Source organism: Caulobacter sp. GW821-FHT10F06, from assembly GCF_058809215.1.
On the sequence record NZ_JBXASK010000012.1, the window covers coordinates 33,766 to 52,254 of the forward strand.

An 18,489-nucleotide genomic window follows, 5' to 3' on the forward strand; every position below is an offset into this window, starting at 1 on the left:
CGCTGAAAGGCCTAATTGAGGGCGGACTCTGTACCTTTGTCTTTCGAGGACTTTCTTGGCCCGCGATCCCTATCAGGAACTAGGCGTTTCCCGCTCGGCGAGCACGGACGAGATCCGCAAGGCGTTCCGCAAGCTCGCCAAGCAGTTCCACCCCGACACCAACCCGGGCAACAAGGAGGCCGAGGAGCGCTTCAAGCAGGTCTCGGCGGCCTTCGACATCCTGGGCGACGCGGCCAAGAAGAAGAAGTTCGACGCCGGCGAGATCGACGCCGACGGCCGCGAGACCATGCGCGGCTTTGGCGGCGCGGGCGGCGGCGGCAATCCCTTCGGCGGCGGTTTCCAGCGTGGCGGCTTCCAGTCGGGCGGCTTCGGGCGCGGCGGCGACGGCCCCGAGATCGACCTGGGCGACATCTTCGGCGACATCCTGGGCCGCAACGCCCGAGGCGGCGGCGGTTTCGGCGGCGGCGGGCAGGGCGGCTTCTCGCCGCGCGGCTCCGACATCAAGGCCCGCCTCGACATCGACCTGGAAGAGGCGATCAAGGGCGGCAAGAAGCGCGTGGCCTTCTCGGACGGCCGCACCATCGATGTCACCATCCCGGCCGGCGCCCAGGAAGGCCAGACCCTGCGCCTGAAGGGCCAGGGCAGCCCGGGACGCGGCGGCCAGGGCGACGCCATGATCGAGCTGGCGATCAAGCCCCACCCGATCTATCGCCGCGAGGGCGAGACCCTGGTCATGGACCTGCCGATCTCGATCCCCGACGCGGTGCTGGGCGGCAAGATCGAAGCGCCGACCCCGGACGGAAACGTCATGCTGGCGGTCCCCAAGGGCTCCAACAGCGGCGCCACGCTCCGCCTTAAGGGACGCGGCCTCGCCGACCCCAAGGGCAAGCGCGGCGACCTGCTGGCCCGGCTGGTGGTGACCCTGCCCGAGACCATCGACCCGGACCTCGAGAAGTTCGCTCAGGCCTGGCGCGACCAAAAGCCGTACGCGCCGAAGCGGAAGTAGGCTGTATCGACATTTGTCGACACATGTGTGACCCTTGGACCTTGGCCGAGGATCGCGCATGCAGGTTCTGATCAAGAAATGGGGCAACAGCGCCTCCGTCCGCATTCCAGCAACGGTGATGGCGGCCGCGTCCATCAGCGTGGATCAGGCCGTGGACGTGCGGGAGGAGGGCGGCCGGATCATCATCGAGCCGATCCGTGCGCCGGCCTATGATCTGGCGACCTTACTCGACGCCATGGCGCCAGAGACCTTCCCCGATGATGGCGATTTCGGCGCGCCGGTCGGCGACGAAGTCTGGTGACGGGGCGCTACGTGCCCGAAGCCGGCGACATCGTCTGGCTTCAGTTCGATCCGCAGGCTGGACATGAGCAGGCGGGTCATCGCCCGGCGCTGGTGCTTTCGCCGTCGGCCTATAACGGCAAGCGCGGCATGATGATCTGCTGTCCGATGACGAGCCGGATCAAAGGCTATGTCTTCGAGGTGTTGATCCCGGGTGAGGAGCCAAGCGCCGTGCTGGCCGATCAGGTCAAGAGCCTCGATTGGGTCGCGCGGCGCGCCACTCGGAAAGGCGCCGCTTCGCCAGAGGTTCTGGCTGAGGTGCGGGGCAAGCTAAAGGCGCTGTTGGACTTCTGAACGCGAAAAAGCGCCCGCCTTTCGGCGAGCGCTTTCGGTCTTGCGACTAGACCCTACGCCTTGATGAACGCCAGCAGGTCCTTGTTGATGACCTCGGCGTGCGTGGTCGCCATGCCGTGCGGCAGGCCGGGATAGGTCTTCAGCGTGCCCTTCTTGACCAGCTTGATGGCCAGGTGGGCGCTGTCGGCGATGGGGACGATCTGGTCGTCTTCGCCGTGCAGGATCAGGACCGGAACGTCGATCTTCTTGAGGTCGTCGGTGAAGTCGGTTTCCGAGAAGGCCTTGATGCAGTCGTAGTGGGCCTTGGCCCCGCCCATCATGCCCTGGCGCCACCAGTTCTCGACCACGGCCGGCGAGACCTTCGCGCCCGGACGGTTGAAGCCGTAGAAGGGGCCGGCGGCGACGTCGTGGAAGAACTGGGCGCGGTTGGCGACCAGGGCGGCGCGGAAACCGTCGAACACCTCGATCGGCAGACCGCCCGGATTGGCGGCGGTCTTCAGCATGATCGGCGGCACGGCCCCGATCAGCACGGCCTTAGCGACGCGACCGGCCTCGGCGCGGGCCACGTAGTGGGCGACCTCGCCGCCGCCGGTGGAGTGGCCGACGTGGATGGCGTTCTTCAGGTCCAGATGCCTGGCCAGGGCGATGACGTCGCTGGCGTAGGTGTCCATTTCGTTGCCGACGTCGGTCTGGGTCGAGCGGCCGTGACCGCGGCGGTCATGGGCGATGACCCGGAAACCCTGGGCGTAGAAGAACATCATCTGGGCGTCCCAGTCGTCGGCGCTGAGCGGCCAGCCGTGGTGGAACACGATGGGCTGGGCGGTCTTGGGGCCCCAGTCCTTGTAGTAGATGCGCGCGCCGTCCTTGGCGGTGACGTAGCCGTCGCCGGCGCCGGTCTTGGCGGGGGCGGCCGTCTCGGCGGCCGAGGCGGCGAAGGGTAGGGCGGCCGCAGCGGCGGCGAGGCCCAGGCTGGCGGTCATCACACCGCGGCGGGAAGCTTGCGACTGGCTCATCTGGGTCTCTCCGGTTTTGCGTTTGCGATATTCGTTATCGCGATATGCAATTGCTAAAACGTCGCACCCCTCTTGTCCAGTGAATTATTTATCGCGATATCCTTTTCTGTGATACGCAATGAAAAAACGCCGGAAAGGCCCAACCGACGGGAGGTTGACCATGCCCTTGCCCCTGGATGACCAGATCTGCTTCACGCTCTACGCGACGAGCCTGGCGATCAACCGCACCTACAAGCCGATGCTGGACGCGATGGGCATCACCTATCCGCAGTACCTGGTGCTGAGCGTGCTGGGCGAGGACGACGGCGCGACGGTGGGGGCGATCGCCCAGCGGCTGTCGCTGGAATCCAGCACCGTCACCCCGCCGATCAAGCGCCTGGAGCAGGCTGGCCTGGTCGAACGCCAGCGCAGCAAGGTCGACGAGCGCCAGGTGCAGGTGCGCCTGACCGACGCCGGCCGCGCGACCCTGGAGCAGAGCAACTGCCTGGGCGAGACGATGATGAAGCGCTCGGGCATGACGCCTGCGCAACTGGACGCCCTGAATCGTCAGATCCAGGGCCTGTATGCGGCGCTGGGCGAGGAGGCCTAGTCTTCTCCGTCGAAGATCTTTCGCCGAATTCGAGCCGGATCGGCGCAATGCGCCGTAATGAAGAGCGCCAAGCCTCGTCCGCCCGTGACAGAACGACACACCCCGTTCATAAGCGGGTTGTTCAGTCTCCATTCAGCCGCGTCGCATTACACCTGAGCGCATGAAACCGATCCGCGCCCTTCTCGTCGCCATCGCTATCGCCTCGGCCTTCCCGGTCGCGGCGTCGGCGCAGCGCCATGGCCAGGACTCTCTGGGCGCCGACTGGCGCGCCCAGCAGGACCAGGCGCGCGGCGGCGTGCAGTCGGGCCGGCTGGTGCCGCTGTCGCGGGTGATCGAGATGATCGGCCGTCGCGTCCCCGGACGCGTGTTGGACGCGGGCCTGGAAGGCCGCAACTACCGTGTCCGCTGGGCCACCACCGACGGTCGGCGCATCGACTTCATCGTCGACGCGGAGACCGGCCAGATCCTCAGCGGCAACTAGGGACTTCCGTTCATGCGTATCCTGCTCGTCGAGGACGATCCCGACCTGTCGCGTCAGCTGAAGCTGGCCCTGGCCGACGCCGGCTACGCCGTCGACCACGCGCCCGACGGCGAGGAGGCCCAGTTCCTGGGCGAGACCGAACCCTATGACGCGGTGATCCTGGACCTTGGCCTGCCCAAGGTGGACGGCGTGTCGGTGCTGGAGCGCTGGCGTCGGGGCAATGTCGCCACGCCGGTGCTGATCCTGACCGCCCGCGCCGCCTGGAGCGACAAGGTCGCCGGGTTCGACGCCGGAGCCGACGACTATCTGGCCAAGCCGTTCCACACCGAAGAGCTGCTGGCCCGCCTGCGCGCCCTGCTGCGCCGCTCGGCCGGCCACGCCGCGCCGTCGCTGTCGTGCGGGGCCCTGCGCCTGGACCCGCGCGCCGCCCGGGCCAGCGTCAACGGCGAGCCGCTGCGGCTCACCTCCCTGGAATACCGCCTGCTGCACTACATGATGATGCACCAGGGTCGGGTGATCGGCCGCACCGAGCTGGTCGAGCACCTGTACGACCAGGACTTCGACCGCGACTCCAACACCATCGAGGTGTTCATCGGCCGCCTGCGCAAGAAGCTGGGCAGCGACCGCATCGAGACGGTGCGCGGCCTGGGCTATCGCCTGACCCCGCTGGAGGGCGAGGCGACCGCGTGACCGACGCCGGCGCCGCCCTCGTCCTTCGACAAGCTCAGGATGAGGGCTGTTGCTCTCGCCGTGCGATGAAAATCCTCATCCTGAGCGTGTCGAAGGACGAGGATTTCGGCTTGGCGCGCTAGCGTGCTCGACCTGCGGCGCCCCTCGCTCGTCCGGCGGCTGGTGCTGCTGGCCGTCGTCTGGAACGCCGTGGTCCTGGTGGTCGCGGGCGTCTTCCTGACCGCCCAGTTTCGCGACGCCGCCATCCGCCGCTTCGACCAGACCCTGGCGGTGTTGACCGACGACCTCTACGCCGGCTCGTCGGTGGAGGATGGGGTGCTGAAGGCGCCGTTCCTGACCGACATCCGCGCGACCCGCACCTATTCGGGCCGCTACTGGACGATCTCGCGCCGGGCTCCGAACGGGGCGCTGCAGGTGGCGGCGCGGTCGCGCTCGCTGTTCGACAGCGACCTGATGGTCTCGTCCGAGCAGGTTGACCGGCTGGACGCCGCGCCCGGCAAGACCCTGTTCTTCGACCTGCGCGGCCCGCAGGACAAGCCGCTGCGCGCCGCCGCCCTGATGGCCCGGCTGCCCGGCTTCGCCGATCCGGTGGTGTTCATCGCCGCCGAGGACCGCTCGCCCATCGACGCCGACGCCGACCGCTTCGGCCGCATCACCGCCCTGGCCTTGCTGCTGCTGGGCGGCGGTCTGATCCTGGCGGTGGTGGTGCAGGTGCGCGTGGGCCTGACGCCGCTGTTCCGGCTGCGCCGCGAGGTCGCCTCGGTGCGGCGCGGCAAGGCCGAGCGGCTGGTGCGAACCTATCCCGAAGAGCTGGAGCCCCTGGCCGTCGAGCTTAACGCCCTGCTGGAGCACAACCAGGAAGTGGTCGAACGCCAGCGCACCCACGTCGGCAACCTGGCGCACGCTCTGAAGACCCCGCTGTCGGTGATGATCACCGAGGCCAGCCAGCAGCCGGGCGCCCTGGCCGACGTCGTGTCGCGCCAGGCCGATGTGATGCGCGAGCAGGTCGACCACCACCTGCGCCGGGCCCGCGCCGCCGCCCGCTCCCAGACCAGCGGCGAGCGCACGCCGGTCGAGCCGATCCTGGACGAGCTGGCCGTGACCCTGGAGCGGATCTTCCAGGACAAGTCGGAAGGGCGGGGCGTGGAGATCGACTGGCGCTGCCCGGAAGATCTGTGCTTCCAGGGCGAGAAGCAGGACCTGATGGAGCTGGCCGGCAACGTCATGGAAAACGCCGGCAAGTGGTGCAAGGGCAGGATCCGCGCGGTGGCCGCGCCGACCACGGCCGACCGCATGAGCCTGATCGTCGACGACGACGGCCCCGGCCTGCCGCCCGAGCGCTGGACCGACGCCCTCAAGCGCGGCCAGCGGATGGACGAGCACACGCCGGGCTCGGGCCTGGGCCTTTCCATCGTCGACGAGCTGGCCCGGGCCTATGGCGGGTCGGTGACGCTTGGTGAATCGCCCTTGGGCGGATTGCGCGTGGCGCTGGATCTTCCGAGGTCGGAAACCTAGCGGCAATCCGTCGCGGAGGTTGAGTTAGCGTTCGCATCTCGCAGAGCGCTAAACCTCTGGCGCCTATGAGCTTTCCGCGGCTTAGAGTCGCGTCGGAAGGCGCGGCTTTTTTGGCGGGTTTCGGAAAGTCTTAACCTCGTTGCCAACATGGTTGACGCTGTCGGTCTTTGTGATCCGGCGGGGGATCATGACGGCAATCGCTGCGCACAAATTGCAGATCATCCGGATGTTGGTGGAAACCGCGCCGGACTCCGCCTTGCGCAGCCTGGAAATGGCGCTGGCGGGCGTGGGATCGACGGGCGGCCTGGCGCAGGTGCGCGGCCTCGTCGAGGACGAGACCGGCGAGCGATTCGTCCGCAACAACGTTTTGGCCCCGCTGGTTCCGCTGTGCGCCGTGCGCGGGCGCGGCCAGATCAGCTTTTCGCCGCGTGTCCTGCCCACCCTGTGGAAGGCCCTGAAGGCCACCGCCCCCAGCCGCGTGGAAGAGGCTTCGGCCAAGTGCAATCCGTGGGACCTCGAGCAGGGGATTCCCGACGTCTTCGACGACCTGTGCAAGCTGGCGTCGCGCGGCCTGCGCGATCCCGAACAGGACGCCTTCGACGCGGTGCGGGCCCTGGGCGACTTCGAGGAACTGGCCCACTGCCTGGACATCTCGGCCATCGTCCGCTCGGCCCTGCCCAAGTTGTCCGAATGGGTCAGCCGGATGAGCGACGAGCGCGCCGCCGCCGCGCGCCTGGCCTATCGCGACGCCTGCAAGATTCGCGAGGACTCCGGTCCGCGCATGTTCGATATGCTGGCCGCCCACCTGCCCGACGACTGGCGCATCCTGCGGGTGATCTCGGCGGTCATGGATCGTCCCAACGACCGTTACCTGGCCTCGTCCGAGGTCAGCCAGTTCGGCGAGCGGGTGCTGACCGAGATCGAAGCGTCGATCGACCTGATCCGCGATTTCGACCTCAACAAGGGCGAGAAGCTGGGCCGTCAGGCGGCGCTGGGCGCCCAGCGCGTGGCGCTGCAGGTCACCGAGTTCGAGCAGTCGGTGAACATCGCCAAGGACGGGCCCTGGGGCCGCCGTTTGCAGAAGTACAAGCAGACCATCGCCAAGGAAGTCGACCTGCGCATGAGCACGGCCGACAAGGAGCTGGGCGAGGCCCTGCCGACCCGTCCGATCTCGATCCTGGGCGGCAAGAAGGGCAAGGGCGTCGCCAAGCTGACCGAGCCGCCGAACGAGGACGCCATCCGCCGCGCCACCGCGATCCTGGCCTTCATCGCCGACCTGCGGCCGTGCGCGGCCCAGAGCGGCTATGGTTCGACCCGGCTCAAGGCGCTGGAAAAGCTGAACGGCCGCCTGGACCAGTATATCGAGGACGTCCTCTACGCGGCGCGCACGGGCGAGGGCGGCGATCCGGTCATCGCCCAGCAGTACCTCGACGTCGCCGCCGCCTTCATCGCCTATACCCGCGACGAGAAGACCGCCGAGATCGTCCGCCGCCGCGCGGCCGCCGCGATCGCGGCCTGATCCTCCCCTATTTCCGCCACGCTCGCCGGTGACGCTTGCCTCAGTCAGAGGGGGCGGACATGCGTCTTTCAGCCATCGGTTTGAGCGTTCTGGGCCTGCTGGGCGTCGCCGCGCCGGCGATCGCCGCGCCGTCGGACTATACGGTCATCAAGCGGATCTCCGACCTGCCCGAGCCTGTGCGCGCCCTGCTGAACGGGCCGATGGCCGATCCTGGCCAGCCGGTCCAGCTGGGCGACGTCGCCGGCGGCGACCAGCCCACCCAGCGCATGATCTGGGCCGCCCAGCTGAAGGACGGCCGCTATGTGATCCATTACGAGCGCGGCGGCTGGGGCCACAGCACCCTGACCATGGTGATCAAGTCCAGCGGCTGGGAGGGTTTCGAGCGGACGGGCCGCAGCTGGCCCGGCGTGCGCTTCCCCAGCGTGGAGTCGTTCCTCAGCGCCGATGAAGCCTTCGCGGCCGTCCCTTAAGCGCTTTTTTCGCTAACGGCCGCGACCATTCCCCGCTAACACGCGCTCATGATCGCATTCTGGATCTCGGCGGCGGGGCTGTCGGCTGCGGCCGGGGCCCTTGTCCTGCGCAGCGCGGCGCGGGCCGGCGCCGGCGGAGCCGACGCGTCGGGCCTGGACGCTCACAAGAAGCAGCTCAGCGAGATCGACCGCCTGTCCAACGACGGCCTGCTGGACGCCGCCGAGCGCGACGCCGCCCGCGCCGAGGCCGGCCGCCGGCTGCTGTTGGCCGCCGAGGCGGTCGAGGTCTGGGCCACGGACGGCAAGACCGCCCGCACCCTCGCCCTGTCGGCCGCCGTGCTGGGCCCGCTGGCAGCCCTGCTGGTCTATGTCCAGATCGGCTCGCCAGGCCTGCCGGACCAGCCCTATGCCCGGCGCGTGGCCGAGTGGCGCGCCACCGATCCGGCTCAGCTTGAGCCCGAGCGCATCGCCGCGGTGCTGGAGAGCATCGCCGCCGAGCGTCCGGGCGACGCCGAACCCCTCAAGCACCTGGCCCTGGCCCGCTCGGCCTCGGGCGACCTGGCCGGCGCCGAACAGGCCCTGCGCCGCGCCGTGCGCCTGGCCCCGCGCCGCGCCGACCTGTGGACCGCCCTGGGCGAGACCTTCGTCTCCGAGGGCGATGGCCAGGTCGGTCCCGACGCCCGTATCGCCTTCCGCGAAGCCCTGAAGATCGACCCGACCAGCCTGTCGGCCCGCTATCACCTGGCGCGCGGCAAGATCGCCGACGGCGACGTCGACGCGGGCCTGGCCGACTGGCGCGCCATCGCCGCCAGCCTGCCCCAGGCCGATCCGCGCCACCTGGCCATGGTCAACGAGATCGACGCGGTCGAACAGGCCGGAGGCCTGCCAGCGCCCGTCGCGGCGCCGGAAGAGACCTCGCAGGTCCAGGGCATGATTGCCGGCATGGTCGAGGGCCTGGCCGCGCGCCTGGCGACCTCGCCCGACGATCCGGACGGCTGGGTGCGGCTGGTGCGAGCCTATTCTGTGCTGGGCGAGACCGCCAAGCGCGACGCCGCCCTGGCCGACGCCTCAAAGCGCTACGCCGATCAGCCCAAGGTCCTGGCCGCCCTGCGCCAGGCTGCTCAAACGCCTCCGCAGAAAACCGCCCGATGAGTTTCTGGCCGAAATCCCGCAAGGCGCGTCGTCGCCTGACCATCCTGCTGGCCATCGCCCCGGTTCTGGCCCTGGCCGTGGGCCTGGCGTTGTACGGCATGCGCGACGCCATCTCGCTGTTCTACACCCCGGCCCAGGCCCAGAAGGCCCACGTCAAGCCGGGCCGCAAGGTGCAGTTGGGCGGTCTCGTTCAGGCCGGCAGCGTGGTCAAGCATCCGGGCGGGGACGTGGAGTTCGTGGTCGCCGATCATCGCGCCACCGCCAAGGTCAAGTTCCACGGCGACCTGCCGGACCTGTTCCGTGAAGGGCAGGGGATCGTGGCGCAGGGGTCGTTCGACGAGCACGGCGTCTTCATCGCCAAGCAGGTGCTGGCCAAGCACGACGAGCGCTACATGCCGCGCGAGGTGTCCAAGGCGCTGAAGGAACAGGGCGAGTGGCGCGGGCAGGGCGCAGGCCCGCCGGCGTACGGCGCGGCCAAGGGGGCCAAGCCATGATCGCCCGCAATTTCCCTTCTCCCCTTGCGGGAGAAGGTGTCGCGAAGCGACGGATGAGGGGTTTCCCCGTCCTGTCCGCGCGACCCCTCATCCGACCTGCTGCGCAGGCCACCTTCTCCCGCAAGGGGAGAAGGGCGGTGGTTCAATGATCGTCGAGACGGGCGCCTTCGCGCTGATCCTGGCTCTCGCGCTGTCGGTGCTGCAGGGCGGGCTGTCGGCCGTCGGCGGTGCGCGGCGCTCCCACACCCTGGCCGGGGCCGGACGCGGCGCGGCCCTCGGCGCATTCGGCGCGACGGCCATCGCCTTCGCCTGCCTGATCTGGGCCTTCGTCACCTCGGACTTCTCGGTCGCCAACGTCGCGGCCAATTCCCACACCGCCAAGCCGCTGCTGTTCAAGGTGGCCGGGGCGTGGGGCAGCCACGAAGGCTCGATGCTGCTGTGGTGCCTGGTGCTGACCGGCTACGGCGCGGCCATGGCCGTGTTCGGCTCGACCCTGCCGCCGCGCCTGCGGGCCTATGCCGTGGCCGTGCAGGGCGCTCTGGGCGTGATGTTCCTGGCCTACACCGTCTTCGCCTCCAACCCGATGGCCCGGCTGGCCGATCCGCCGGTCGAGGGTCGCTCGCTCAATCCGCTGCTGCAGGACTGGGCGCTCGCGGTGCATCCGCCGTTCCTCTACAGCGGCTATGTCGGCTTTTCGGTCGTCTACAGCCTGGCCATGGCGGCGCTGATCGACGGCAAGATCGACGCGGCCTGGGCGCGCTGGGTGCGGCCCTGGACCCTGGCGGCCTGGAGCCTGTTGACCATCGGCATCACCCTGGGCGCCTTCTGGGCCTATTACGAGCTGGGCTGGGGCGGCTGGTGGTTCTGGGACCCGGTCGAGAACGCCAGCTTCATGCCCTGGCTGATCGGGGCTGCGCTGCTGCACTCGGCCATCGTCATGGAAAAGCGCGGCGCCCTGCCGGGCTGGACCGCCTTCCTGGCCCTGACCGCCTTCACCTTCTCGATGCTGGGCGCCTTCCTGGTGCGCTCGGGCGTGCTGACCAGCGTCCACGCCTTCGCGGTCGACCCGACCCGGGGCGTGCTGCTGCTGATCATGATGGGCGTCGCGGCGGGCGCCGGCTTCCTGCTGTTCGCGATCCGCGCGCCGTCGCTCAACAGCGGCGGCCACTTCAAGCCGGTCAGCCGCGAGAGCGCCATCGTGCTCAACAACATCGTGCTGTCGACGGCGACGGCGACGGTGCTGCTGGGCACGCTCTATCCGCTGATCCGTGAGGCCATCGACGGCGAGGCGGTGTCGGTGGGCCCGCCGTTCTTCAACCTGACCTTCACGCCGCTGCTCGTTCTGGCCATGGCCATCCTGCCGGCCGGACCGCTGCTGGCCTGGAAGCGCGGCGACGCCTCGGCCGTCGCCCGCCGCCTGTGGATCGCCGCCGCCTCCGCCGCGGTGGTCGGCCTGGTGACCTACGCCGTCGTCGCCCCGCGCAAGGCCCTGGCCAGCGCCGGCGTCGCCTTGGGCGTCTGGCTGATCGGCGGCGCGCTGCTGGAGCTGGCCGAGCGCCTGAAGGCCTTCCGCGCCCCCTGGGCCGAGGTCGCCCGCCGGGCCGTGGGCCTGCCGCGCGGCGGCTGGGGCACGACCCTGGCCCACGCCGGCCTGGGCGTCTTCGTGCTAGGGGCTTCGTTCGAGACCGCCTGGCGGGTCGAACAGGCCCAGGCCCTGAGCCTGAACGGCCAGTTCAAGCTGGGCGCCTATGAGCTGACCCTGACCGACGTCGGCACGGTGGAAGGCCCCAACTACCTGGCCGAGCGGGGGATCGTGAAGATCACCGACAAGGCCGGCCGCGTGGTCTGCACGGCCCAGCCCGAGCGTCGGTTCTATCCCACCGGCGGCCAGACGACGTCAGAAGTCCACATCTGCCCCAAGGGCCTGGACGACCTCTACATCGTGCTGGGCGAGCGCCGGGCCGGGGAGGGCGGCAAGCCCGCCTGGCTGGTGCGCGCCTATGTCAATCCGTGGGTGCGGCTGATCTTCCTGGGCCCGCTGCTGATGGCCATCGGCGGGGCGGTGTCGCTGTCGGACCGTCGGCTTCGGCTGGGCGTGGGACGCAAGGCGTCGGAGGCCAAGGCGTGAAAAGGCTACGGGCGCTGATCGTGACCTTGGCCGCTGTCGCTTGCATGGCCGCCGCATCCGAGCCTAGCGAACGTCTGCCCGATCCGGCCCAGGAGGCCCGGGCCCGCGCCCTGTTCAAGGAAGTGCGCTGCCTGGTCTGCCAGAACGAGTCGATCGACGACTCCCAGGCCGACCTCGCCGGCGACCTGCGGCGAATTGTCCGTCAGGAGATCGCCCAGGGACGCAGCGATCGCGAGGTCCGCGCGTTTCTGGTGGCGCGATATGGCGAGTTCGTGCTGCTCAAGCCGACGTTCTCGGGCGGCAACGCCGTGCTGTGGTTGGCTCCGGCGGCGATTCTCGCGGCGGGCGGCGGCCTGATGGCGCTGCTGCTCAAGCGTCGACGAGACGACGAAACCGCCGAAGTTGACGAAACGGAAGCCTTGTCGGCCGATGAAGAGGCCCGCCTGGCGAGCCTGCTCGGGGACAAAGGTCACGATTGCGCCGAAAAGACGCCGCAAGAAGCACCTCCCGTGTGACGGAAAGATAATTCGAGAACCATTGCGCGATACGCCATCGTGTCTAGGTTCTCATATGAAGATGACCCGGCGCCGAGCGCCGCGGGTGAGGAAAGACAAGAGATGACCGCTAGGAAGTCGGGTTTTGTTGTTGGGGCCATCGCGGGCGCCGGCGTCGCCGCCGCCGCTCTGGCCGGGGCGGGCATGCGCATGGGGACGGCCGGCGCGGCCGAGACCCCCGCCATCACCCGCGTCGCCACCGAGGGCGCGCCGGCCTTCGCGCCGCCGCCCGGCGCGCCTATGTCGTTCGCCGACATCTTCGAGAAGGTCTCTCCGGCTGTCGTCCAGATCGACGTGACGTCCAAGGCCAGCGTCCAGTCGCGCCTGCGCATCCCGGGCCTGGAAGGCTTCGACATCGTGCCGCGCGGCCAGAAGCCGGGCGCCGAAGGCGAGGAGGAAGCGCCCGCCGCGCCCAAGCAGCAGTCCTCGGGCTCGGGCTTCTTCATCTCGGCCGACGGCTATATCGTCACCAACAACCACGTCGTGGCCGACGCCGACGAGATCAAGGTCGTCATGAAGGACGGCCGCGAGTTGAAGGCCACTGTGGTCGGCCGCGACGAAGGCACCGACCTGGCGGTGATCAAGGTCATCGATCCCAAGGCCAAGGGCGCCGACTTCCCGTATGTGAACTTCGAGAACCAGGCCAAGCCGCGCGTCGGCGACTGGGTGATCACCATCGGCAACCCGTTCGGACTGGGCGGCACCGCCACGGCCGGCATCATCTCGGCCTATAACCGCGACCTGGGCGACAGCTCCTCGCGCTTCGTCGACTACATCCAGATCGACGCGCCGATCAACCGGGGCAACTCGGGCGGTCCGTCGTTCGACATCTATGGCCGCGTGATCGGCGTCAACACGGCGATCTTCTCGCCGACGGGCGGTTCGGTCGGCATCGGCTTCGCCATCCCGGCGGACGTCGCCGAGAACACCGCCAAGCAGCTGATCGCCAACGGCAAGATCGTGCGCGGCTACATCGGCGCCCAGATCCAGGACTTCAACGAAGAGATGGCCGAGGCCCAGGGCCTGGCCGGCACCAAGGGCGTGATCATCGCCGAACTGGTGGCGGGCGGTCCGGGCCAGAAGGGCGGCCTGCTGCCCGAGGACATCGTCACCTCGGTGAACGGCGTCGCGGTCAAGAGCGGCTCGGAACTGACCCGCGAAGTAGCCAAGGCCCAGCCGGGTCAGGGCATCAAGCTGTCGATCCTGCGCGGCGGCAAGCCCCGCATCGTCGAGATCAAGTCGGGCGTCCGCCCGGCCGAGGACGCCCTGAACTCGGGCGACAACGACAATGACGACGGCTCGCCCGCCACCCCGGACAAGCCGCAGACCCAGAAGTTCGAAGCCCTGGGCCTGACCCTGCAGACCCTCGATGCCGCCGCCCGCACGACCTACAAGATCGAGCCGGACGTGCGCGGCCTGCTGATCGCCGGCGTGAAGGCCGACAGCGACGCGGGCGAGAAGGGCCTGGTGAAGGGCGACGTGCTCTCCAGCGTCAACGGCGTGAGCGTCACCACCACCGGCGAGGTCAGCGCCGCCGTCGCCTCGGCCAAGGCCGGCGGCCGCACCAGCGTGCTGGCCAAGGTGGTCCGTCAGGGCCGCCCGGTGTTCGTGCCGCTGAAGATCGCGCCGTAACACACGGCGCCTTTGCGCAAGATCAGTCCCGCTCCGGAGCTTCCGGGGCGGGACTTTTCGTATCTGTCCAAGGTTTAAGGGACGGCCGAACTCAAAACCGCTATCGATCAGCTCTATCGCGCTAGAGGACAGAATCGGGAGAACGTCGTTTCTCTGTCCGTCCGGCGCATGAGGGGTTGCTGATGCGTATTCTGATTATCGAAGACGATCTCGAGGCGTCCGCCGCCATGGCGCATGGCCTGACCGAGGCCGGCTATGAATGCGTGCAGGCGCCCGACGGCGAGGCCGGCCTGACCGAAGCCGGCAAGGGCGGCTTCGACGTGCTGATCGTCGACCGCATGATGCCCAAGAAGGACGGCGTCGAGGTGGTCGAGACCCTGCGCCGCGAGGGCGACAACACCCCGGTGCTGTTCCTGTCGGCCCTGGGCGAGGTGGGCGACCGCGTCGTGGGCCTGAAGGCCGGAGCCGACGACTATCTGGTCAAGCCCTACGCCTTTCCCGAGCTCATGGCCCGCGTCGAGGCCCTGTCGCGCCGTCGCGAGACCGGCGCCGTGGCCACGACCCTGAAGGTCGGCGAGCTCGAGATGAACCTGATCAACCGCACGGTCCATCGCCAGGGCAAGGAGATCGACCTGCAGCCCCGCGAATTCCAGCTGCTGGAATTCATGATGCGCCACGCCGGCCAGTCGGTGACCCGCACCATGCTGCTGGAGAAGGTGTGGGAATACCACTTCGACCCGCAGACCAACGTCATCGACGTCCACATCTCGCGCCTGCGCAGCAAGATCGACAAGGGCTTCGATCGTCCGATGCTGCAGACGGTGCGCGGCGCCGGCTACCGGCTCGATCCCTAGGAGCTAGGGCGGTTCGCCGCCGGTACCCGCCATGCGTCTGCCGCGCCTTCTCCGCACCACGCCCTTCCGGCTGACGCTGCTGTTTCTGGCGCTGTTCGCGGCGGCCGCCAGCGCGTTCCTGGGCTATATCTACGTGGCCACGGCCGGCGAGGTGAACCGCCGCGCCGACGCCGAGATCAGCCGCGAGATGGAGAGCCTGGAGGCCGCCTATCGCCAGGGCGGCGTCAACGCGCTGAACCAGACGATCGTCGAGCGCGCCACCGGCGAGCGGCCGTTCCTGTATTTCCTGGCCGACAAGACCGGCAAGAGGATCTCGGGTTCGATCGAGGTCTCGCCGCTGGACGACTTCAAGGGCGACGGCCCCAGCTGGGCCAGCTTCAAGGTCACCGAGACCGACCTGGACGGCGCCGAGGTCAAGAACGCCGCGCGCGGGGTGCAGGAGCGCCTGATGGGCGGCGAGGTGCTGTTCGTCGGCGCCGACGTGGCCGCCTCCGAGGGCTATGTCCGCAAGATCGTCCGGGCCCTGTGGGGCGCGGGCGCCCTGGTCATCATCCTGGGCCTGGCCGGCGGCGTCCTGATCAGCCGCAACGTCTCGCGCTCCATGCAGGGTCTGGTCGACCTGGTCACCGCCGTCCAGGCCGGAGACCTGCACGCCCGCGCCAAGGTGCGCGGCGCCAAGGACGAGTATGACGAGCTGGCCGAAGGCCTCAACGACATGCTCGACCGCATCGAGCGGCTGATGGGCGGCCTGCGCCACGCCGGCGACGCCATCGCCCACGACCTGCGCTCGCCCCTGACCCGTCTGCGCGCCCGCATGGAGGTGGCCCTGATCGACGCCGAGAACGGCAAGGGCGATCCCGTGGCGGCGCTGGAGACGGCCCTGCTCGACGCCGACGGCGTGCTGAAGACCTTCAACGCGGTTCTGGCCATCGCCCGCCTGCAGGCCGCCGGCCAGGCCCCCGACCAGAAGACCTTCGACTCCTCGGAACTGGCCACCGACATGGCCGAGCTCTACGAGCTGTCGTGCGAGGACAAGGGCCTGGACTTCAAGGCCGAGATCACCCCGGCCCTGAACATCAAGGGCAATCGCGAGTTCATCGCCCAGGCCCTGGCCAACATCCTCGACAACGCCATCAAATATACGCCCTCGGGCGGGGCGATCATGCTGCGGGCTCGCCGCCGCTCGTCCGGCGAACTGGAGTTCTCGGTCACCGACACCGGCCCCGGCGTGCCGGAAGAAGACCGCGCCCGCGTCGTCCAGCGCTTCGTGCGCCTGGAGAACAGCCGCAGCGAGCCGGGCGCGGGCCTGGGTCTGTCCCTGGTCCAGGCCGTGGCGGCCTCGCACGGCGGCCGGCTGGAGCTGGCCGAGGGCCCCGGCGAATACAACGGCATGGGCCCGGGCCTGCGCGTGGCGCTGGTGCTGCCTCGGGTGGAATAGCCCGGCGCCCGTTCTGGGGGCGACGCGACGCTAGCTGTGGACGGTCGATCCAAGACGGGTCGAACCGGTCAACGCCTTGGGCCAAGCTTTGGCTCGACAGAGCGGAGCGCGAGGCCGGCATGACTTTCGAGATCGACGCGAGGACGAACCGGCGGCGTCTGTTGGCGGGCTTGGGCGGTCTGGGCGTGATGGGCTTGGCCGGTTGTGCGCCGGGCCAGATCGCGCGGCCGGGACTGGTTACGTCTTCCAACGGCCTTGCGACATTCGACGTCGTGCCGCCCCTGGCGCCGTTCCGCATGAAGCCGGACCGCATCTCCAAGATCACCGTCTGCCTGCGTCCGTTCCGCAAGGCCGGGCCGCGCCTGGACGTCGAGACGGTCGGCGACAAGACCGTGGTCCACAACTATGGCCACGGGGGCAGCGGCTGGTCGCTGTCGTGGGGCTCGGGGACCATCGCGACCAAGAACGCGCTGTCGACCGGCGAGACCGACATCGCGGTGATCGGCTGTGGGGCCCTGGGCCTGACCACGGCGACCCTGCTGCGCCGGGCCGGGGCCAATGTCACCATCTACGCCAGCGAGCGCACGCCCTACACCCGCTCGGCCCGCGCCACCGGCACTTGGTCGCCCGACAGCCGCATCGCCGCCGAGGGCGCGACCGCCCCGGGGTTCGAGGCGCTGTGGGAGGAGATGTGCCGCACCTCCTACAAGGCCTATCAGACCTATGTCGGCCTGGCCGGCGATCCGGTGCTGTGGACCGACCGCTACACCCTGTTCGACAGTCCAGGAGGCTTGACCAGCGACGGGCCCTCCGATCCGAACAGCGTGCAATTCGTCAACTACGCCGATCGCGTGCGCGACATCACGCCTCGCTCCATGACTCTTGAGCCGGGCCAACATCCGTTCCCGACCCGCTATGCGCGGCGCGGCTCGTCGATGCAGTTCAACGTCGCCGAATACGCCCATCTGCTGACCACCGACTTCCTGCTGGCAGGCGGCAGGATCGAGACCATGACCTTCAACACGCCGGCCGATCTCTCGGTTTTGAAGCAGAAGGTGGTGGTCAACTGCACCGGCTATGGCGCGCGGGCGCTGTGGAAGGACGAGAGCATCGTCCCGGTGCGGGGTCAGATCGCCTGGCTGATCCCGCAGCCGGAGGTCAATTACGGCGTCTATTACAAGCACGTCTCGGTGCTGCCGCGCCACGACGGCATCGTCGTGCAGTATGTCGGCGAGACGGAAGGCTGGGGCTATAACGACGACAACGAGACGGCCGACCGCAAGGAGGCCGAGGCGGCCATCGCCGCGATCGCCAGCCTCTACGGCCGGGCCCAGACCGGGGCGAACTGATCGGCGAGGATGGCGTCGGGCGCCATGGCCAGCGGGTCGAAGCCGCGCGGCGCCACGCCCCAGACGCCGGCGAAGGTCGCCACGGCCAGGGCGGTGAGGACCAGGAAGCCGGCGATCTCGCGTCGGCGGCTAGGCTCGATTCGGCCCAAGAAGCCGACGCGCAGCACCAGCGGATGCGTGCCCCAGCCACAGGCCAGGGGCGAGGCGAGGCCAGACGTCGAGACCTTCAACAGCGCCCTCGCATAGTCGCCGCGGATATTGTCCTTCAGGGCCAGCACGGTGGCGTCGCAGGCCAGCTCCTGGTCGATGCGGGCGAAAGCCGCGCCGACATGGATCAGCGGATTGCACCAGCCCGCCACCCGGCAGCCGGCGACGATCAGGTTGGCGATCGGGTCGCCGCGCTGGATGTGGGTGCGCTCGTGCAGCAGGATCAGGGCGCGTTCGCGGGCGGTGAAGCGGGTCTCGAAATCGGCGGGCAGCACCAGACGCGGCCAAAGGGCGCCCATCACCGCGGGCCCGACCTCGCCCCGATCGGCGCGACGCCGGAAGGCGCGCTCCTGCCACAGCATCAGGCCGGCGAAGATCGCCGCGCCGGCCAGCCAGACCGCCAGCGCCGTCAGCGCCAGGCCCAGCGCCAGGGGCGCGGTCGGCGCGCCCATCGCGAGGGTCTCGGCCCGGCTGGGGAAGACGCTGGCCACCGCCGCCGTCGGCACGATGGTCCACAGGCCATAGGCCAGACGCGGCCCGAACAGCTTGCGGACGGGCAGGCGCAGCAGCAGGACCGCGACCACGCCGCAGGCGGCGGCGATCTGCATCCGCGTCAGCGCTAGGACCAGCAGTTCGATCATCGTCGCCTTCCCTCCTGGCGTCGTCCGGCGCGTGGCCAGCTTCGATGTGGCTATGGTTACAAGTGTAATATCGCGCGTCAAGCGTGCGTCTTGCTCCTGCACGCCCATCGCGTCACGGTGCGGG

General features: G+C 69.3%; 19 protein-coding genes and 2 pseudogenes. 18 read left to right on the top strand and 3 right to left on the bottom strand.

The window, feature by feature from the left end:
* Positions 1-55: 55 nt before the first annotated feature.
* The 3 genes from AC1RUS_RS22025 to mazF are packed head-to-tail and all read left to right on the top strand — an operon-like array spanning position 56 to position 1,639.
* The gene (locus AC1RUS_RS22025) at positions 56-1,006 is read left to right on the top strand and encodes a DnaJ C-terminal domain-containing protein (protein ID WP_492918764.1); all 951 of its coding nucleotides are present in this window, start codon (positions 56-58) and stop codon (positions 1,004-1,006) included.
* Between the two features lie 58 nt (positions 1,007-1,064).
* A complete protein-coding gene (locus tag AC1RUS_RS22030; RefSeq protein WP_492918765.1) occupies positions 1,065-1,307 on the top strand; it encodes an AbrB/MazE/SpoVT family DNA-binding domain-containing protein in 243 nt (80 codons plus the stop codon).
* Positions 1,308-1,318: 11 nt separating this feature from the next.
* Positions 1,319-1,639: an endoribonuclease MazF gene (gene mazF / locus AC1RUS_RS22035; RefSeq protein ID WP_492918766.1), complete on the top strand. Its 321-nt coding sequence runs from the start codon at positions 1,319-1,321 to the stop codon at positions 1,637-1,639.
* A gap of 53 nt (positions 1,640-1,692) precedes the next feature.
* Here mazF and AC1RUS_RS22040 read toward each other — a convergent pair whose 3' ends face one another.
* The gene (locus AC1RUS_RS22040) at positions 1,693-2,652 is read right to left on the bottom strand and encodes an alpha/beta fold hydrolase (protein WP_492918767.1); all 960 of its coding nucleotides are present in this window, start codon (positions 2,650-2,652) and stop codon (positions 1,693-1,695) included.
* Positions 2,653-2,812: 160 nt separating this feature from the next.
* Between AC1RUS_RS22040 and AC1RUS_RS22045 the strand changes: the two genes are divergently transcribed.
* From AC1RUS_RS22045 to AC1RUS_RS22055, 3 genes are all read left to right on the top strand, one after another.
* Entirely contained in the window at positions 2,813-3,241 is a 429-nt protein-coding gene (locus AC1RUS_RS22045) for a MarR family winged helix-turn-helix transcriptional regulator (RefSeq protein WP_492918768.1), read from the top strand.
* Positions 3,242-3,401: 160 nt separating this feature from the next.
* On the top strand, positions 3,402-3,722 hold the full coding sequence (locus tag AC1RUS_RS22050) for a PepSY domain-containing protein (RefSeq protein WP_492918769.1): 321 nt from the start codon (positions 3,402-3,404) through the stop codon (positions 3,720-3,722).
* A 12-nt stretch (positions 3,723-3,734) separates the two neighbouring features.
* Positions 3,735-4,412, top strand: coding sequence for a response regulator transcription factor (locus tag AC1RUS_RS22055; protein WP_492918770.1), 678 nt, complete (start codon positions 3,735-3,737; stop codon positions 4,410-4,412).
* A gap of 3 nt (positions 4,413-4,415) precedes the next feature.
* On the opposite strand, the pseudogene AC1RUS_RS22060 reads toward AC1RUS_RS22055, so the two are convergent.
* A pseudogene (locus AC1RUS_RS22060) lies at positions 4,416-4,516 on the bottom strand (hypothetical protein); the annotation flags it as partial.
* Between the two features lie 19 nt (positions 4,517-4,535).
* Here AC1RUS_RS22060 and AC1RUS_RS22065 point away from each other — a divergent pair.
* The 12 genes and pseudogenes from AC1RUS_RS22065 (at position 4,536) to AC1RUS_RS22120 (ending at position 17,517) form a co-directional block, all read left to right on the top strand.
* The gene (locus AC1RUS_RS22065; protein ID WP_492918771.1) at positions 4,536-5,927 is read left to right on the top strand and encodes an ATP-binding protein; all 1,392 of its coding nucleotides are present in this window, start codon (positions 4,536-4,538) and stop codon (positions 5,925-5,927) included.
* A gap of 187 nt (positions 5,928-6,114) precedes the next feature.
* Positions 6,115-7,446: a hypothetical protein gene (locus AC1RUS_RS22070; protein WP_492918772.1), complete on the top strand. Its 1,332-nt coding sequence runs from the start codon at positions 6,115-6,117 to the stop codon at positions 7,444-7,446.
* A 59-nt stretch (positions 7,447-7,505) separates the two neighbouring features.
* Positions 7,506-7,916 (top strand): hypothetical protein, encoded by a 411-nt coding sequence (locus tag AC1RUS_RS22075; protein WP_492918773.1) that lies wholly within the window; start codon positions 7,506-7,508, stop codon positions 7,914-7,916.
* 48 nt (positions 7,917-7,964) lie between these two features.
* A complete protein-coding gene (gene ccmI / locus AC1RUS_RS22080) occupies positions 7,965-9,068 on the top strand; it encodes a c-type cytochrome biogenesis protein CcmI (RefSeq protein WP_492918774.1) in 1,104 nt (367 codons plus the stop codon).
* A complete protein-coding gene (gene ccmE / locus AC1RUS_RS22085; RefSeq protein ID WP_492918775.1) occupies positions 9,065-9,562 on the top strand; it encodes a cytochrome c maturation protein CcmE in 498 nt (165 codons plus the stop codon). The genes ccmI and ccmE overlap by 4 nt, the downstream gene beginning before the upstream one ends.
* A 9-nt stretch (positions 9,563-9,571) precedes the next feature.
* A pseudogene (locus AC1RUS_RS22090) lies at positions 9,572-9,697 on the top strand (hypothetical protein); the annotation flags it as partial.
* A 10-nt stretch (positions 9,698-9,707) separates the two neighbouring features.
* Positions 9,708-11,690 carry a heme lyase CcmF/NrfE family subunit gene (locus tag AC1RUS_RS22095; protein ID WP_492918776.1) on the top strand — a complete coding sequence of 661 codons (1,983 nt, stop codon included), beginning with the start codon at positions 9,708-9,710 and terminating at the stop codon, positions 11,688-11,690.
* 20 nt (positions 11,691-11,710) lie between these two features.
* Positions 11,711-12,205 carry a cytochrome c-type biogenesis protein gene (locus tag AC1RUS_RS22100; RefSeq protein ID WP_492918777.1) on the top strand — a complete coding sequence of 165 codons (495 nt, stop codon included), beginning with the start codon at positions 11,711-11,713 and terminating at the stop codon, positions 12,203-12,205.
* A 102-nt stretch (positions 12,206-12,307) separates the two neighbouring features.
* Positions 12,308-13,876, top strand: a complete 1,569-nt coding sequence (locus AC1RUS_RS22105) for a trypsin-like peptidase domain-containing protein (RefSeq protein WP_492918778.1) — start codon at positions 12,308-12,310, stop codon at positions 13,874-13,876.
* A 182-nt stretch (positions 13,877-14,058) separates the two neighbouring features.
* Positions 14,059-14,730: a response regulator transcription factor gene (locus AC1RUS_RS22110; protein WP_492918779.1), complete on the top strand. Its 672-nt coding sequence runs from the start codon at positions 14,059-14,061 to the stop codon at positions 14,728-14,730.
* A gap of 31 nt (positions 14,731-14,761) precedes the next feature.
* A complete protein-coding gene (locus AC1RUS_RS22115) occupies positions 14,762-16,168 on the top strand; it encodes a sensor histidine kinase (RefSeq protein ID WP_492918780.1) in 1,407 nt (468 codons plus the stop codon).
* 119 nt (positions 16,169-16,287) lie between these two features.
* Positions 16,288-17,517 (top strand): FAD-dependent oxidoreductase, encoded by a 1,230-nt coding sequence (locus AC1RUS_RS22120; RefSeq protein ID WP_492918781.1) that lies wholly within the window; start codon positions 16,288-16,290, stop codon positions 17,515-17,517.
* Here the strand turns inward: AC1RUS_RS22120 and AC1RUS_RS22125 are convergent.
* Positions 17,487-18,365, bottom strand: a complete 879-nt coding sequence (locus AC1RUS_RS22125) for a M56 family metallopeptidase (RefSeq protein ID WP_492918782.1) — start codon at positions 18,363-18,365, stop codon at positions 17,487-17,489. The two genes, AC1RUS_RS22120 and AC1RUS_RS22125, sit on opposite strands and share 31 nt — an antisense overlap.
* Between the last annotated feature and the right edge of the window lie 124 nt (positions 18,366-18,489).